This window comes from Solwaraspora sp. WMMD1047, from assembly GCF_029626155.1.
GTDB lineage: Bacteria > Actinomycetota > Actinomycetes > Mycobacteriales > Micromonosporaceae > WMMD1047.
This window is the reverse complement of the sequence record NZ_JARUBL010000001.1, coordinates 7,076,505-7,092,586: the sequence shown is the minus strand read 5'-3', so window position 1 is coordinate 7,092,586 and position 16,082 is coordinate 7,076,505. Positions and strand designations below refer to the sequence as shown.

Annotated in this window: 16 protein-coding genes and 3 riboswitches; of the genes, 8 read left to right on the top strand and 8 right to left on the bottom strand. The window is 70.8% G+C overall.

What is annotated here, in order from left to right; translation table 11 throughout:
• Positions 1 to 16 precede the first annotated feature (16 nt).
• Genes O7627_RS32430 through O7627_RS32420 form a run of 3 tightly spaced genes read right to left on the bottom strand, consistent with a single transcriptional unit; the run spans position 17 to position 1,928 of the window.
• Positions 17 to 298, bottom strand: a complete 282-nt coding sequence (locus tag O7627_RS32430) for a hypothetical protein (RefSeq protein WP_278097240.1) — start codon at positions 296 to 298, stop codon at positions 17 to 19.
• Positions 291 to 1,142, bottom strand: a complete 852-nt coding sequence (locus O7627_RS32425) for a helix-turn-helix domain-containing protein (protein ID WP_278098520.1) — start codon at positions 1,140 to 1,142, stop codon at positions 291 to 293. The genes O7627_RS32430 and O7627_RS32425 overlap by 8 nt, the downstream gene beginning before the upstream one ends.
• A 45-nt stretch (positions 1,143 to 1,187) precedes the next feature.
• Positions 1,188 to 1,928, bottom strand: coding sequence for a hypothetical protein (locus tag O7627_RS32420; protein ID WP_278097239.1), 741 nt, complete (start codon positions 1,926 to 1,928; stop codon positions 1,188 to 1,190).
• Positions 1,929 to 2,292: 364 nt separating this feature from the next.
• Between O7627_RS32420 and O7627_RS32415 the strand changes: the two genes are divergently transcribed.
• The 3 genes from O7627_RS32415 (at position 2,293) to O7627_RS32405 (ending at position 5,477) form a co-directional block, all read left to right on the top strand.
• Positions 2,293 to 3,699, top strand: a complete 1,407-nt coding sequence (locus O7627_RS32415) for a helix-turn-helix transcriptional regulator (RefSeq protein WP_278097238.1) — start codon at positions 2,293 to 2,295, stop codon at positions 3,697 to 3,699.
• Positions 3,696 to 4,283: a GNAT family N-acetyltransferase gene (locus O7627_RS32410; RefSeq protein WP_278097237.1), complete on the top strand. Its 588-nt coding sequence runs from the start codon at positions 3,696 to 3,698 to the stop codon at positions 4,281 to 4,283. Before O7627_RS32415 ends, O7627_RS32410 begins: the two co-directional genes overlap by 4 nt.
• 350 nt (positions 4,284 to 4,633) lie before the next feature.
• A riboswitch (cobalamin riboswitch) is annotated at positions 4,634 to 4,849 on the top strand.
• A gap of 118 nt (positions 4,850 to 4,967) precedes the next feature.
• Positions 4,968 to 5,477 carry an acyl-CoA thioesterase gene (locus O7627_RS32405; protein ID WP_278097236.1) on the top strand — a complete coding sequence of 170 codons (510 nt, stop codon included), beginning with the start codon at positions 4,968 to 4,970 and terminating at the stop codon, positions 5,475 to 5,477.
• 21 nt (positions 5,478 to 5,498) lie between these two features.
• Here the strand turns inward: O7627_RS32405 and O7627_RS32400 are convergent, their stop codons facing one another.
• Both O7627_RS32400 and O7627_RS32395 read right to left on the bottom strand, forming a co-directional pair.
• On the bottom strand, positions 5,499 to 5,975 hold the full coding sequence (locus O7627_RS32400) for a hypothetical protein (protein ID WP_278097235.1): 477 nt from the start codon (positions 5,973 to 5,975) through the stop codon (positions 5,499 to 5,501).
• A 23-nt stretch (positions 5,976 to 5,998) separates the two neighbouring features.
• Positions 5,999 to 7,039: a prenyltransferase/squalene oxidase repeat-containing protein gene (locus O7627_RS32395; RefSeq protein ID WP_278097234.1), complete on the bottom strand. Its 1,041-nt coding sequence runs from the start codon at positions 7,037 to 7,039 to the stop codon at positions 5,999 to 6,001.
• 86 nt (positions 7,040 to 7,125) lie between these two features.
• Positions 7,126 to 7,261: riboswitch (cobalamin riboswitch) on the bottom strand.
• Between the two features lie 205 nt (positions 7,262 to 7,466).
• Positions 7,467 to 7,551, top strand: a riboswitch (cobalamin riboswitch).
• Positions 7,552 to 7,667: 116 nt separating this feature from the next.
• Between O7627_RS32395 and O7627_RS32390 the strand changes: the two genes are divergently transcribed.
• The 5 genes from O7627_RS32390 to O7627_RS32370 all read left to right on the top strand — a co-directional run bounded on the left by O7627_RS32390 (position 7,668) and on the right by O7627_RS32370 (position 13,676).
• A complete protein-coding gene (locus O7627_RS32390; RefSeq protein ID WP_278097233.1) occupies positions 7,668 to 9,113 on the top strand; it encodes a prenyltransferase/squalene oxidase repeat-containing protein in 1,446 nt (481 codons plus the stop codon).
• 89 nt (positions 9,114 to 9,202) lie between these two features.
• A complete protein-coding gene (locus tag O7627_RS32385; RefSeq protein WP_278098519.1) occupies positions 9,203 to 10,042 on the top strand; it encodes a hypothetical protein in 840 nt (279 codons plus the stop codon).
• A complete protein-coding gene (locus O7627_RS32380) occupies positions 10,043 to 11,212 on the top strand; it encodes a CbiQ family ECF transporter T component (RefSeq protein ID WP_278097232.1) in 1,170 nt (389 codons plus the stop codon).
• A complete protein-coding gene (locus tag O7627_RS32375; protein WP_278097231.1) occupies positions 11,209 to 12,822 on the top strand; it encodes an ABC transporter ATP-binding protein in 1,614 nt (537 codons plus the stop codon). The genes O7627_RS32380 and O7627_RS32375 overlap by 4 nt, the downstream gene beginning before the upstream one ends.
• Entirely contained in the window at positions 12,819 to 13,676 is an 858-nt protein-coding gene (locus O7627_RS32370) for an ECF transporter S component (RefSeq protein WP_278097230.1), read from the top strand. The genes O7627_RS32375 and O7627_RS32370 overlap by 4 nt, the downstream gene beginning before the upstream one ends.
• A 60-nt stretch (positions 13,677 to 13,736) precedes the next feature.
• Here O7627_RS32370 and ureG read toward each other — a convergent pair whose 3' ends face one another.
• Genes ureG through def form a run of 3 tightly spaced genes read right to left on the bottom strand, consistent with a single transcriptional unit; the run spans position 13,737 to position 16,044 of the window.
• The gene (ureG, locus tag O7627_RS32365; protein WP_278097229.1) at positions 13,737 to 14,465 is read right to left on the bottom strand and encodes an urease accessory protein UreG; all 729 of its coding nucleotides are present in this window, start codon (positions 14,463 to 14,465) and stop codon (positions 13,737 to 13,739) included.
• Positions 14,466 to 14,488: 23 nt separating this feature from the next.
• Positions 14,489 to 15,526, bottom strand: coding sequence for a tRNA (adenosine(37)-N6)-threonylcarbamoyltransferase complex transferase subunit TsaD (tsaD, locus tag O7627_RS32360; protein ID WP_278098518.1), 1,038 nt, complete (start codon positions 15,524 to 15,526; stop codon positions 14,489 to 14,491).
• Positions 15,523 to 16,044, bottom strand: coding sequence for a peptide deformylase (gene def / locus O7627_RS32355; protein WP_278097228.1), 522 nt, complete (start codon positions 16,042 to 16,044; stop codon positions 15,523 to 15,525). The genes tsaD and def overlap by 4 nt, the downstream gene beginning before the upstream one ends.
• Positions 16,045 to 16,082: the final 38 nt, after the last annotated feature.

Below are 16,082 nucleotides of genomic sequence, written 5' to 3'. Positions count from 1 at the left end.
CACGCCGGGGCATACGTCACCGTCCCTGTCTCAGATACAGGCCGAGTTCGGCGTCAGAGGCCGCGCCGAGAATCGTCCGCAACGCCTGCCGGTAGTCGGCATGGGGCCAGCGGATAACCCCCCGCTCCAACTTGCCCACATAATTCGCGTCCAGCGTGTATTCCTTGCCCGTCAAGGCCGACAACACGCCGTTGAGCCTGTTCGCCAACTCCTGCCGGGAAAACGGCCCCGCTCCCGACCGCGACCGCCGCAATCGGGCCGCCCGAAGAAGATCATTCGGTTCCTGCACTTCACTCACCTCCCTTCCGCTCTCGCACCCCGCCACCACGCGCGCCGTCGTGGACCAGGACCGGACCGCCCCGACGCACCCGTCCGGACCGCGCGTGCAACCTCGCCGCGTCCGGTCCGGCTGGACCGGACGCGGCGCACTCGTGCCGGTCGACCACCTGCCCCCGCACGGACTGGCCCTCATCGACGCAGGAGTCCCGCAGCAGCGCCCGCATCCGGGCACGCCCGTCCACATCCATCGACGCGAGCAGGTCATCCAACAACCTCTGCGTCCCCGGCCGCAGCCCACCCGCGACGGCGAGGCTCTCCCAGCCGGTCACCGACGATGCACGGACCCGCACCCGCGAAGCGAACTGCCCGACGGTCAGCCGCAACGCCTCCCGCAACGCCCGGGTCTCCCACCCCGACCACCGCACCACTGTCAACGGACAACCACACCCGACCACCACCGCCGCCTCAGCCCGAAAAGCCACCCCAACTCCTTGGTCGCCAGGTAGACCGCCGACCGCCGCGTCAACCGGCACCAGCGGAACAGGAGAGTCCGCCAGGAACCGCCGCGCCCGTTCCTGCCGGACACGCCGCCCTTCCCGATCCCGCTGCTCCCGCAGAGCCCGCGTCAACGCCCGCACACGGCCGTACGCCACCGCCAGGGCACCACCGGCGGCCAACTCCCGGTCGCAGGACTCCCAGAACTCCACCGCCACCCGCCCGGAACCGTTCTCAGCAGTGGCCACCGTGCTACGCGAATAGGCGATACGCCCCGCCAACACCACCTGAGACAACCCAGCCGCCCGCCGATACTCACCCAACAACCGCCCCAGATCACGACACGCCTGATCAACCTGCCCCCTCACCACCAGTTCAGAGCCGGCGGCCTCGGACACCACGGCGGTCACCCCTCACACCCCCCGACCGACAGCCACAACCAACGGCGTGCCCACCGGCAGCCGCTCGACGTCACCCGGACTCGCACCGCACAGCAGCGAGGTGACCGCACCCGCCGCCTCGATCCCGATCTCACAGGTCCGGCCCTGCACCTGCCGGACCGTGATCCCCCCCGCCGGCACCACCACCCGCAGCCCATCACCCGACCCCACCGACCACGGCACCGCCGATACCAGCGGCCCAACCTCCTGATCCAGCCCGTCAACAGGAACGTCCATCCGGCGGTTCACGAACAACCCCAGCTGCCCGTCCGTCGCCGCACCCAGCACCTCACGCAACGCCCGCCGCGCCAACAACCGAGGCCACCACGCCCGATCCTGCTCCAGACCGGCCACCCACCGCGCCGTCGCGGACCCCGCGTGCGGACCGAACCTGTGCAGCACCACGTTCACCGCATCAGCCAACTCCTGCCGCGACATCGGCCGACCCGAACCCGACTGCGACACCAACCCCAACCGCGCCCGCCGCAACAACACATTCGGCCCACGAACCACCTCCCCCGAGCCGGACCGCTCACCAACATCGACCGAGACAAACGCCGCCGCAACCGTGGCGGGCGTGCCGGAACCCGGGCCGGGCCGGAGGCGCCCCCCACCCGATCCCGACACGCCCGCCGCATCACCCGACAGCACGGAGACGCCGTCACGCACCACCGGGGAGTCATTGAATCTCTTAATAGCGTCGCCAGCCTTCACTAGACACACTCCGAATTGGGTTCACTAGCACTCGGACAGCCCTCGACGATGGCCAACGGCTCTACGCCCCGCCATGGCGTGCAAACCACCGTCATCGCCCCATCCATATTCAGGACGCAGGCCAGTCGGGTCACGTCGCGCCCGGCCAGCACGCCGGGCGCGAGTGCAACCATGAATGCCACGCACCCACCTCACCTGCATCGACACCGAGTCCCCTGTGGCGGTACCGTCGTCGTGGGCGGCGAGGCAGGCGGCGTTTGCACATCAGCCCCGCGCCCTCACAGAGAGGATCACCGTTAGTTCGGACGGAGTCACGGTTGCGGTGTTGCCGCAACGGTGAATCGCGGAAATGACAGGAGGACATGTGATTACCGGGCAGGACTTGCGCGCCGCGCGGGAGAGTAGGGGCGTTGGCCTTGGCAAGCTTGCCGACATGATTGGGCGGGATAAGGGCCACCTAAGCCGCGTTGAGCGCAACGTGGACTCCCGAGACGTGACGCCGGCCCTCGTCCGGGATTACGAACAGGCTCTTGGCCTCACCGTTGCCGCAACCGCCCTCAGCGGCGGCGAGCCCTCTCCCGCCGAGAAGGGACACGGCCGGTTGTCGAAGCAGGCAGAGTATCTTGACGAGGCACCCGACGCGGACGATGCCGTTGGGGCTGCCTGCCAGGCCCAACTTGAAGAACGCGGACGTCGCGGTCCGCTCGTAGGTCGCGACGTCGGAACGGACCCGGAGGACATCGTGCGGCGCCGCATCCTGCTACAGCACGCCCTGACCGCGCTTGCGGCTGGCGCTGTTACGCCGGCTCTCGACGTGATCCGTTCCGGTCTTGTGTCTTCCCTGACCGGGAAAGACGCCGCCGACGTGGACGTCGATGAGTGGGAAGAAGTCGCCTTCGAGTACGGCGGGGCCTACTTCACCGATCGTCCGGCCGTGTTGGTCAGCAACCTCGCGGCGGACCTCGTTGACCTCCAAGGAACCCTAGACGCCGCGCGGGGTGCCCAGTATCGGGGCCTGTCGAGGGTCAGTGGTCTGCTTGCCGGGGTGATGGCCATGAGCCTGGTAAACCTCGGTCAGTTCCAGCCGGCCCGCAGGTGGTGGCGGGCCGCCCGGCATGCAGCCGACGCATCCACTGATCCGGTCGTTCGCACCTGGATACGTGGACACGACGCGACGCACGCCCTCTACGACCGGCGTCCCCTCACCATCGCGCTTACCCGCGCTGATGAAGCTCTCGTTATCGGTGGCAGTGCCGCCTACCCGGGCGTTACGGAAGCTCTCAGTGCCCGCGCCCAGGCGTACGCACTGCTCGGCCGGGCCGACGAGGCCCGCGACGCCGTGAATCACCTTGCCGACCTCTACGGGCAGCTTCCGGCCAGCGCGACCCAGGACCTGGGCACTGCCTTCGGCTATCCGCAACACCGTTTGTGGCATACCACAAGCTACGTAGGAACCCACTTGGGCGACACCGACACCGCCCGCCAAGCGCAGGAGCACGCCCTAACTTTGTACCCGGCGTCGTCTCGTCGTTCCCGCGCGCAGGTTCAACTTCACGCCGCCCGATGCATGGTCATTGACGGCTACCTTGACGAGGGTGCCTCCCACGCCCAGACGGTTATCGACGCGGTGCCGGTCGCACACCGTACCGCCATGGTGCTGGATATGGGCCGGAAGGTTCTGGATCAGGTACCCGTTGTAGAGCGGGAGCGATCCGCGTTGGCCGAGCTGCGGGAGATGCTGGCACTGCCTGCCGGTCCGGTAGCGCCGTGACCTCCCTCGCCGACATCGACCTTTCCCACCACGACGGCGCTGGACTCGAGGCGATGCTAGGCGAGGTCGCCGACCTGTACGAGGTCGTGTACGCCGAGCCGCCGTACAACGGTGGCCCGCTGTTTAGCCGCGGCCGGTTCTTGGAACGCACCAACGTACAGAAGGCCGCGCCGGGGTTCGCACTCGTGACCTCGCGTGCAGCCGGCCGGCTTGTGGGTTTCTCATTCGGCTTCACGTTCGCAGCGGGTCGCTGGTGGGGAGGCACGACTTCCCCTGAGCCGGCCGCCGAGGTGCTGACGTCGCCCAAATTCGCTGTGATCGAGCTGGTCGTCGCCAAGACGTGGCGGGGTCAAGGGCTCGGTCGGACGCTCATCAATGCGCTGATGTCGAAGCGATTCGAGCCATATGCGACGCTGCTGTCCGAGCCGGACGCCCCGGCCCGGCGGATCTACGACCACTGGGGCTGGCGGCATGTGGCGGATGTCCAGCCGGCGGTCGACGCGCCGTACATGCACGCGCTCGTGCTGCCGCTAACACCGTCCGGCCCATCCGGGAAGGCGAGTTCGACTACTTCGACGACGTAACACCGTGACCGTTCTTAGAGGAAAGAACGGTCCAACCATCGCTTACGGGTCAATGTTTGCTTATCGAGCACCCGTTACCAGCAGTTATTCTACGATTGCGATGATGTCTACAGCGAGGGGCGCTCCTAGTCGAGCGCCCCCAGCGTTGTCCACATCACACGGTACCAAACGTCACACTTTCGGGCGCGCGACGTCGCCGATCTCGGCGACGAAGATCGCGGCGAGAACAGGGCCGACGCCAGGCACTTTTCTGCACGGCCTGGAAGCCGGTGTGACCGGTCAGGGTCGCCCGCAGCGGCCCCTGGGTCACCGGCGGGACCGTACTCTGCCGGTGCAGCCCGCCGGGTGGGTACGATGGCTACGGCGTTGGTTCGCCCGACCTAGACGGTCCGGGCGTCGTAAGAGGGAATCCGGTGGAAAACCGGAACTGCCCCGCAGCGGTGAGTGGGAACGACCGCCGTCAACAGCACTGGGCGCCCCGCCTGGGAAGCGACGGCCAGTAGGACACCGGCAGGCGCCGGTGGCGCCCGCGAGTCCGAAGACCTGCCCGCGCCGCGTACGCGACACGTGTGCGCTGCCGTCGGCCTCGCGGGTGGGTCGAGCGGGTGACCCGCCAGGGTGTGGCGGGTCCTCGACGTGCACCCGGCAAAGCAGACGGCGTGCTTCCCGAGGACGGACTACGCAGTGCCCGAGACCACCACAACCGGCCGGCCACCATCGGCATCCCACCTGACCTTGTCCCAGATCATGGACCAGCATCACACCAACCTGATGGGCACGGTCCATGGCGGGCGGATCCTCAATCTCATCGACTCCGTCGCCGGGGTCGTCGCCGCCCGGCACTCCGACGGTCCGGCCGTCACCGCCGCCATCGACGAGACGGCCTTCCTGCGCGCCGTACGCGTCGGCGACGTCGTCCATGTCGATGCCCGCATCACGTGGGCCGGACGCAGTTCCATGGAGGTGGCCGTCAAGGTCACCGCTGACCGATGGGACCGCGCGGTGCCGGCCACCGACGTGGCCACCGCGCACCTGGTCATGGTGGCCATCGACGATGACGGACAGCCGCGCCCCGTACCGCCGTTGCTGCCCGAGACCGACGAGGACCGGCGGCGTTACCGCGAGGCGCGGATCCGCCGGGAACACCGCCTGTCGCTACGTCGGGCCCTGCTGGACGGCGCGGAGGGAAGCTGACCCTCCGCGCCGAGGCGACCATCAGGGCGGGGTGATGGAGGGCGCCTGGCCGGAGCCGAATCGCCAGCCCTCGACCGTTCCCACCGCCGGGTTGTAGCTGCTCGCTCCGAGTGTGCTGTATGCCCAGGTACCGCCGGGGGTGGCGTGCCAGTACGACCAGTAGGCGCTGGCCGGTGGCGTGTTGACGCAGGGTTCGGCCGCCGGCACGGGAAGGCCGTTGATGCGGCAGATGAAGGCGAGGCCCCAGCGCAGGGTGCCGGTGGGGGTGAAGCCAGCGCCCTGGAGTGCGGCGAGGCCGGTTGGCGGGTCGCCGAGATAGCAGTTGGTCTGCACGCCGAGGCCGAAGGCGGTGAAGTCGACGACGACGGTGACGCCGGTGCCGGGTGCGCAGGCGGCGGCGTGGGCGGGGCGGGTCAGCGGGTCGACCGCGACCAGTCCCGCGACCAGCACGATGACTGCGGCGAGTGCCGCGAGCCGGCGGCGGATCGGTATTGTCATGGTTCCTCCGTACGGTGCCGAGCTCATGTGCAGGCCAGGGTCGGTGCGTCCGGCCGGGAGCCGGTGGCGGAGAGGTTGACCAGGCTGGCCCCCGCAAGCCCTGGTACGGCCTGCGCGGTTGCCCTGGGCGCGGTGCTGGGATCGAAGCCGCTGGCGGCGTAGGCGATCGCACCCCGGTCGCCGGGGTCGCCTTGGCAGTCGACCCGAAGGCTGAGCAGGAACTGGCGGGCACGCCACCAGGTCAGCAGCCGACCGGTCGTCACCAGTGCCTGGGCGGCCAGGCCGGTGCTGTTGGCGTTGGCGACCCCGCCCGCGGCGAACGAGCCGTCCGCGGCCTGGACGGCGACCAGCCACTGCGACGCGGCGTGGGCTTCGTGCCATTCACCGGCCGCGACCAGTGCCTGAATCGCCATCGCGGTGGCGTCGACGTCGCTCGTGCAGGTGGCCAGCGCGAACTGGACGGGGAAGCCTCCGTCCGGACACTGACTGCTACTCAGGTACGACACCGCTTGTGGTGGCGCCCCGGCGGCCCGGTCCAGGGCGATGACGGCGAACGACTGGCTGAACATGTTGCTGTAGTCACCGAACGCGGACTGGTCGGAAAACCGGCCCGACGGTGCCATCAGGCCGGTGAGACGGGTGATCAGATCGACTCCGCCGAAGGAGGCTGGATCGAGGCCACGGACCTGGGCCGCGAGCGCAAGCTTGGCTGTGGCTCCGGCATAGGCTTCGATGCCGTCACCGATGTATCCGGTGATCACGCTGGGTTCGGCGAGCCAGGTGATCGCGTTGGTGGCGTAGGTGTCGGCCTGCTTCGCGGCGGCGAAGGTGAAGATCGCGTCGATGGTGAGGCCCTGGTCGGGGTAGGCGACGCCGTCGAAGACGACTTCGAGGCGTTCACCGTCGACCAGTTGTCGGGCGAGCCAGCCGGCGGCCGCGTCGGTCCGGTTGTGGGTCTGCGGCGGCGTCGCAGAAGCGGGGGTGGCCGCGGTCACGGTCAGGGCGAGAGTTGTGAGGACGCTGGTGGCGATGAGGCGGAAACGATCGCGGCGGCGAGCTGCCATCGGACGGCGCCTTTCCGGCCCGGGTGCCGAAGCAACCCGGGAGGCGCCGGGTAGCCCCGACCCGTGGGCCACGACGGGTGGGAAACCTTCTGCAGCCGGGCGTGGATGGGTATTCGGGCTCGCGGCGTGAGGTTCGCCGCCTACCGTTGCGGGCCAGCGCCGGCTTCCGACCGGACTTCCCCCATCAACGCACAGGTGTTGATCTGCTACGCAAAGTGTGGGGGGGTGGGTCTCGGTCGTCAACGGCGCTGCCGTGGTCCACCTGGGATCAGCCGGGGCCGAATACTGTGAGGTGGCTGTCAACCACTGTGCGGATCCGCTATTCGGTCCGATCGGCCGGCAACGGTGGCGCCGGGTGAGGAGTCCCGACGTCGCGCGTCTGACATACTCGGTAGCGGCCCGTCACAACTGAATCTGCTCCCAGTCGGGGGAAGCCGGTGCGATGCCGGCGCTGACCCGCAACCGTGTGCGAACCGGTGTCCCTTGAGGCACCGCCGCGAGCCGGAATGCCCGACCGTGGAGTGAGCGGCTCACACGTCGTGGTCTACGGATCGAGCCCCGGGTCGGCCATCGCCATCGGCGGCGGGCGGATGCGGTGCCGGTCACCGCTCCCCGAAAGGTCCCCTCGATGGCTCGTCGCCTGCTCTGCCGGTTCCTTCCGGCCGTTGCCGCCCTCGCGTTCCTGACCACCAGTGCCGGAATCGCCGTCATCCATCCGGCTACACCGGCGATGCGGCCGGTTGCCGTCTCCGCCGGAGTCGGGGCGGATACCGCCGCCGGGTCCGCATCCCGTTGGCTGGCCGGCCAACTCGTCGACGGTGGACTGCCAGGCTTCGTCGGTAGCGATTGGGGACTGACCATCGACGCGCTGCTCGCCCTGCGCGCCGCCGAGGTCGAGCCAGCCGCCGTCGCCGCGATCACCAGAAGCCTGGCGGCCAACGCCGACGGCTACGCGGCCATCCGTACCGAGGCGGGAGATTTCATCACCGGTGGTTCGACGGCCAAGGTGCTCGTGGCGGTGGTCGCGGCCGGCCTGGATCCGACCGACTTCGGCGGGCACGACTGGCGGGCGCGTACCCAGGGCCTGATCCATGGGTCCGACGAGGGCGCCCGGGCGGGCTGGCTCCACGACCTCAACCTGGGTACGGCGGCCGGGTCCAACCTCTTCGGTCAGTCGCTGGCCGTGATCGGGCTGGCCCGCTCCGGCGGCGTACCGCAGCCGGCCGTCGATTTCCTGGTCAGACAGCAGTGTCCCGGGGGTGGGTTCCGGCTCTACCCCGGTGCCACCGGCACGTCCTGTGTTGATGATCCGGCGACGGAACAGAACATGGACGTCGACGCCACCGCCATGGCGGTCCAGGCCCTGCTCGCCGCCGCCGAAGCCGGAGCGAGCGGCACCGCCGGGCCGGTAGCCGCGGCCACCTCCTGGCTGCTCGCGGAACAGGCGGCGGACGGATCGTTCCACGGCTCCGGCTTCACCGACTATCCCAACACCAACAGCACCGGTCTCGGTGGGCAGGCGCTCGCCGCCGTCGGCGAACGCGACGCCGCGGCGAAGGCCGCCGCGTTCATCGCCGCCCAGCAGCTCACCCCGGCGAACGCCGGCGCGGCGGCGGCCCACGTCGGCGCGATCGCGTACACCTCCGACGCGCTGGCCACAGCGGTCACGAACGGCATCGGAGAGTTCGAACTGGACCAGTGGCGTCGGGCCAGCGCCCAGGCCGTCCTCGGCCTGGCACAGGTACCGCTCGGTCAGATCGGCACGGGAGGCCCGGTGCCCGAGCCGTCCGCCACGCCGACGCCCAGCACGGCCCCAACGGACACCCCGACGCCGAGTGCCAGCCCGAGCACCACTCCGACGGCGACCGCCAGCCCTGGCGCGCCAGAACCGACGCCGACCGTCGCCCCCACCGGCACCCCGACGCCCCCAGCCCCCCCAGCCCCACCCGGTGGCGGACCGCTGCCCACCACCGGAGCCTCTATCGTGACGTTTGTCCTGGTCGGCGTCATGACGATCGCCGCCGGAGCCGCTCTGCTCCTGGCGGGCCGACGTCGCCGGGACCGGATGTCATGACCGGCGCCTGCGTCACCGCCGCGGCGGGCCAGCGGGGGAGCGACGCGGGCACCGGGCGCGGCGGACTGATCCGTCGGCTCGTCCGGATCATCCCGGCGGTGATCGTCGCCGCCGGTATCGTCGTGGCGCCGGGCAGCCCGGCCGAGGCGACCGGTCGGGCCGGCTTCTGCCCGGACGCCGCCGGCGTCACCGTCGTGGTCGACTTCCAGGAACTGGGCGGGCCCACCATCGTCCGATGCGCGGTCGGTGACCAGGCCACCGGCCACGCGGCATTGAAGAACGCCGGCATCTCGATCACCGGCACCACCCGGTGGGGCGAGTCGTTCATCTGCCGGATCGAGGGCCGGCCGGCCGCCGCCGAGGAGCCGTGCATCGACACCCCACCGGCGAGCGCGTACTGGTCGTACTGGCACGCGCCCAACGGCGGGCCATGGACCTACAGCCAACGGGGAGTGATGGCCCGCAAACCCCCGGCGGGCAGCTTCGAGGGGTGGTCGTTCTCGAAGAACCGGTCGGCGTCGACCAGCCCGCCACCCGGCGTCGCCCCGGTGCGCCCCGCACCGCCGGCGGCGACGCCGACACCGACCAGGGCGGCACCACCCACGACGTCGGGACCGGCGGCCGGTCGACCGCCGGCAGCACCGGACGGCCCCCAGGTGCCAACTCCACCGGCACCACCCGGCGCACCCACCGGCACCACCGACCCCGCTACCCAGGTCACGTCGTCGGTCGCCCCGTCCGTCGGCGGTTCCGCGTCGGCCATGGCCACGGAAACCGGTGGGCAGACGCAGGCATGGACCGGTGACACCGCACCGGCTCAGACGCAGCGTCCCGGCCTGCCGATCATGACCGTGGCCGGAGCCGGCCTGCTCGTCCTTGTCGCGGGCGCCGCAGCGGTGGCAGCACGACGTCGGCGGCGGGCCGAGTAGATGCCGACGGCCCGCGCCCGGCTGCCCCGGGCGGTGCATCCGGGCGCGTGGTGGCTCTGGGCCCTCGGACTGGCGACCGCCGCGACCCGTACCACGAACCCGCTGTTACTCGCGCTCATCATCGCCGTGGCGGCCCATGTGGTCGCGGCCCGCCGCACGGACGCCCCGTGGGCACTCGGCTTCCGGCTCTACCTGTGGCTCGGCGCGCTCATCGTGTCCTCCCGGATCCTGTTCCGGGTCATCTTCGGCGGCGGCCAGGGCGACCACATCCTGATCACCCTGCCCCAGCTCCCACTGCCCGAATGGGCGGCCGGGATCCGGCTACTCGGCCCGGTCGCCGCCGAACAACTGCTCGGCGGCGCCTACGACGGACTACGGCTGGCCGCCATGGTGATCTGCCTCGGAGCAGCCAACGCCCTGGCCAACCCGAAACAGCTGCTGCGGGCCGTACCCGGGGCGCTCTACGAGGTCGGGACCGCCGTCGTGGTGGCGCTCTCCGTCGCACCGCAACTGGTGGAGAGCGTGTTGCGGGTACGGCGGGCCCGGCGGTTGCGCGGTGCCCCCCGCAGCGGAATGCGCGCACTGCGTGGGATCGTCATCCCGGTCCTCACCGATGCCCTGGACCGGTCCCTGGCCCTCGCCGCCGCGATGGACTCCCGTGGCTACGGCCGACACGGAAACCAACCGTCGGCGGTGCACGCGCTGACCGGCGCCCTGATGCTCGGCGGCCTGTGCGGGATCTGCGTCGGCATGTACGCGCTGATGGACGCGACCACACCCCGCTACCTGGGAGCGCCGATGCTCGCAACCGGGGCGCTGCTCGCGGCGGCCGGGCTGGCGATCAGCGGCCGGCGGGTACTACGCACCACCTACCGCCCGGACCGGTTCGGCGCAGCCGAAGTACTGGTCGCGGCCTGTGGGATCGCCGCGGCGGCCGGCCTCTACCTGACCACCCGGATCGACCCGGCCGACCTCTACCCGTCGTTGAACCCGCTGCGGTGGCCGCAGATCGCACCCCTGCCCGCCGTCGCGATCCTGATCGGCGGACTGCCTGCCTGGTTGGCGCCACCGCCACCCGAGACTCACCCGGCCGGCCCGGTCACCACGTCGGCCGAGGTCCACGACGAGCCGGGGCGATCCCCTGCCGCCGCAGGAGAACGGCCGAGATGATCATCTTTGACGACGTCACCGTCTCCTATCCCCCAACGGCATCGCCGACGCTCACCGGGGTGACGCTGCACATCGCCGAAGGCGAGTTGTGCCTCGTCGCGGGACGCACCGGCGCCGGGAAGTCGACCCTGCTACGGGCGATCAACGGGCTCGTCCCCCACTTCACCGGCGGCCGACTCAGCGGCCGGGTCACCGTGGCCGGGCGCAGCACCCAGGACCATCCACCGCGCGAGTTCGCCGACCTGGTCGGTGTCGTCGGTCAGGATCCGCTCGCCGGGTTCACCACCGACACCGTCGAAGAGGAACTCGCCTACGGGATGGAGCAACTCGCCGTCCCCACCACCGTGATGCGCAAACGCGTCGAGGAGACGCTCGACCTGCTCGGTATCGCCGACCTGCGCAGGCGCCCGCTACGCGCCCTCTCCGGCGGCCAGCAGCAACGGGTCGCGATCGGAGCCGCCCTCACCGCCCACCCCCGCGTGCTCGTCCTCGACGAACCCACCTCCTCGCTCGACCCCACCGCCGCCGAGGAGGTGCTGGCCGCGGTCACCCGCCTCGTGCACGACCTCGGCATGACCGTCGTCCTGGCGGAACACCGCCTGGAACGGGTCGTCCAGTACGCCGACCGGCTCGTCTACCTCCCCGGCGACACCACCGTGCGATCCGGCACCCCCAGCGAGGTACTGGCCACCGCCACGGTCGCCCCACCCGTCGTCGAACTCGGCCGCCTCGCCGGTTGGGACCCCCCACCGCTGTCGGTGCGCGACGCCCGCCGCCGCGCCGACGGGCTCCGTACCCGGCTCGCCACCGTGCCCCCGCCACCGGCCCGGCCCGTCCCCGATCATCCGGTCCAGCTACGCGCCCGGCAGGTCGTCGTCCGGTACGGGCCAACGATCGCCGTACGCGGCGTCGACGTCGACCTGCCCGACGGCACGGTGACCGCGCTGATGGGGCGCAACGGCTCCGGCAAGTCGTCTCTACTCTGGGCGCTGCAGGGCTCCGGCCCGCGCCAGGGCGGGCGGGTCGACGTCCGCGGGACCGACCCCCGGGACCGCCCCGCACAGCAGGCCCGCACCCTCGTCGGCCTCGTCCCGCAGACCGCCAGCGACCTGCTCTACCTCGACACCGTCGCCGCGGAGTGCGCCCAGGCCGACCACGAGTCGGATCGCCCCGACGGGACCTGCCGTCGCCTGCTCGACGAACTCGTCCCCGGGGTCGACGACCAGCAGCACCCCCGGGACCTGTCCGAGGGGCAGAAACTGGCGCTCGTGTTGGCCGTCCAACTGACCGCCGCCCCGCCCGTCGTACTGCTCGACGAGCCGACCCGCGGCCTGGACTACCCGGGCAAGAAACACTTCGCCGCAATGGTCCGCCGCCTCGCAGACGAGGGCCGGGCCGTCGTCGTCGCCACCCACGACGTCGAATTCGTCGCCACCGCCGCCGACCACGTCCTGGTCATGGCCGAAGGGGAAATCGTCGCGGACGGACCGGCCACCGAGGTACTCATCGCCTCACCCGCCTTCGCACCGCAGGTCGCGAAGATCCTCGCGCCACTGCCGTGGCTCACCGTCGACCAGGTGGCGGCCGCGCTCGCCAACGATGCGCCATGAACGCCGGACTCGTCGACGAACCCACCTCGACCCGGCGCCGAACCCTGCTCCGGATCCCGATCCGCGCCGCCCTGGTCCTCGGCCTCGCCTCAGCCGCCGGTCTGGCCATGTTCTTCTGGCCGCTGTTCGCCGCTCCCGACCCGACGGCGACCGCGCACACCACCGACGCCCCGCTGATGTTCGTCCTGCTCCTCCCACTGCTCATCGCCATCGTGCTCAGCGAACTCACCTCCGGCGGAATCGACTCCAAGACACTGGCCATGCTCGGTGTGCTGTCGGCGGTCAACGCCGCACTCCGGCCACTCGGCGCCGGCACCGCCGGCATCGAAACCGTCTTCTTCCTACTCGTGCTCGCCGGACGGGTGTTCGGCGCCGGCTTTGGCTTCGTCCTCGGCTGCACCAGCCTGTTCGCCTCCGCGCTGCTGACCGCCGGCGTCGGCCCGTGGCTACCGTTCCAGATGGTCGCCGCCGCCTGGGTCGGTCTCGGTGCCGGCCTGCTCCCACGCCGCCCACGCGGCCGGCTGGAGGTCGCCATCCTCACCCTGTACGGGATCCTGGCGGCCTACGGCTACGGCTTCCTCATGAACATGTGGTTCTGGCCGTACCTCGCGCAAGGCACCCAGCTCGACTTCGTCCCCGGCGACGCCGTCCTGGACAACCTCCACCGGTTCGCTCTCTTCACCCTCACCACCTCCACTCTCGGCTGGGACACCGGCCGTGCCATCACCAACGGAATCGCGATCCTGCTCGCCGGCCCAGCGGTCCTCGCCGTGCTCCGCCGCGCCGCCCGCCGCGCGGCCTTCGACACACCGGTGGAATTCAGCGCACCAGCCGTCGGTCGAGTGGAGTCGTGAACGGCTCTCGTCGCGGTGCCACCAACCCGAACGGTGTGACTCTTGTCCGTTCGGGTCGTGTCAGTGTGTCCGGGAAAGGTGGGCGCGGACCCATTCGGCGACTGCTGTGGCGCCGTCATCGGTGGTGAGTGACTGAAAGACGGTGGGCAGGTCGCCGCGGCGGACCTTCGCGTCGCGGTCCATGACGGACAGATCCGCGCCGACAAGGGGGGCGAGGTCGGTCTTGTTGATGACCAGCAGATCGGCGGTGGTGACGCCCGGGCCGCCCTTGCGGGGGACCTTGTCACCGCCGGCGACGTCGACGACGAAGATCTGCAGGTCGATGAGGTCCTTGCTGAAGGTGGCGGTGAGGTTGTCGCCGCCGCTCTCGACGAAGATCAGATCGAGAGGGCCGAGGGTTGTCTCCAGATCTTCGACCGCGTCGAGGTTGGCGGAGATGTCGTCTCGGATGGCGGTGTGTGGGCAGCAGCCTGTCTCGACGGCGCGGACCCGGTCGGCTGGTAGGACGCCGTTGCGGAGCAGGAAGTCGGCGTCCTCGGTGGTGTAGATGTCGTTGGTCACCACCGCGAGGCGAACGTCGGCGGCGAGGGTTCGGCAGAGTGCGGCGACCAGCGCGGTCTTGCCGGAGCCGACCGGGCCGCCGATGCCGATGCGTAACGCGCGGGGCTCCGCGGGCAACGGGGTGTGCGGGTCGACGCCGGGGTCGGGGTGGGTGTGCGGAACTTCCTCGGCGTGGTGGGTGTGGGGTGCGGTGTCGCCGTGTTCGTGGGTGTGGGTCTCGGTGGTCATCCGGGTGCCGGCCTCGTTTCGGGTCAGGAGGGGATCATCGCGCCGTGCAGGACGGCGCTGGGGTCGATGCCGAGCGTCAGCGGGCTCGGTGGTGTGTCGGCGCGGACGAGCAGGTCGCCGACCGCGGCGATCATCGCTCCGTTGTCGGTGCAGAGTCCCGGTCGGGGCACCCGCAGGGTGATTCCGGTGGCGGTGCAGCGCTGTGCGGTCAACGCGCGGACGCGGCTGTTGGCGGCGACGCCGCCGACCATGAGCAGGGTTTCCGTGTGGTGGGTGCGGCAGGCAGCGATGGCTTTGCGGGACAGGGTGTCGGCGACGGCTTCCTGGAAGGAGGCGGCGACGTCGGCGACCGGGACCGGGCCTGGGTGTCGCTCAACCCAGCGGGCGACGGCGGTCTTCAGCCCGGAGAATGAGAAGCCGTACGGCGGGTCGTGGGGTCCGGTCATCGGTCGGGGGAAGGTGATCGCGGTGGGATCGCCCTCGCGGGCGATCCGGTCGATCGCGGGTCCACCCGGGTAGGGCAGGCCGAGAATCCGGGCGACCTTGTCGAAGGCTTCTCCGGCCGCGTCATCGACGGTGTCGCCGAGGTGGATGATCGGGTCGCGGGCGAGGTCGCCGAGGAGCAGCAGGCTGGTGTGCCCGCCGGAGACGATCAGTGCGACGCATCGTTGCGGCAGAGGTCCGTGTTCGAGGGCGTCGACAGCGGCATGTCCGGCGAGGTGGTGTACCCCGTAGAACGGCACGCCGAGGGCAAGCGCGTACGCCTTACCGGCTGCCAGGCCGATCTGCACGGCGGTGGCCAGGCCGGGTCCGGCCGTGGCGGCCACCGCCGTGATGTCCCCGAAGCCGACGCCGGCACGGTCGAGCGCGGTGCGGACCATGGGTGGCAGGGCGTGCAGGTGGGCTCGGGCGGCGATGTCCGGCACGACGCCGCCGAAGCGGGCGTGTTCGTCCATGCTGGAGGCGAGTGCGTCACCGAGCAGCGTCCCGTCGCGGACCAGGCCGACGCCGGTCTCGTCGCAGGAGGTCTCGATGCCCAGCACCAGTGGCATGGGGTTCAGTCTCGCAGTCCCGCTTCGCGCAGCAGAGCGTCGCGCTGCGCGTCGGGGAGCCGGTCGACGTAGAGCAGTCCGTCGAGGTGGTCGGTCTCGTGTTGCAGGCAGCGGGCCAGGTATCCGGTGCCGGAGACGGTGACCGGGGCGCCGTGCCGGTCGAGGCCGGTGACGGTGGCCAGCGCGGCCCGTCGCAGCGCGGCCCGCGGCCCGGGCACGGAGAGGCATCCCTCGTCGCCGTCGTCGGTGCCGGCCAGCGCGGCGGCGGTCCGCAGCACGGGATTGACGACGTGGCCGACCTGATGGGCGCCATCGGCGTCGGGGCAGTCGTAGACGAAGACCCGCGCGTCGACGCCGATCTGGTTGGCGGCCAGCCCCACGCCGTGTGCGGCGTACATGGAGGCGAACATGTCGTCGATCAGTTGCGACAGCGCGTGATCGAAGGTGGTGACGTCGGCGCATCGACGGTGCAGCACCGGTGCGCCGTAGTGGGTGATCGGGCGGGCGGTCCCCCGGACGGTCGGCATTGCTGCACACTACCGGCAGCTGCAATCGGCTTGCATGT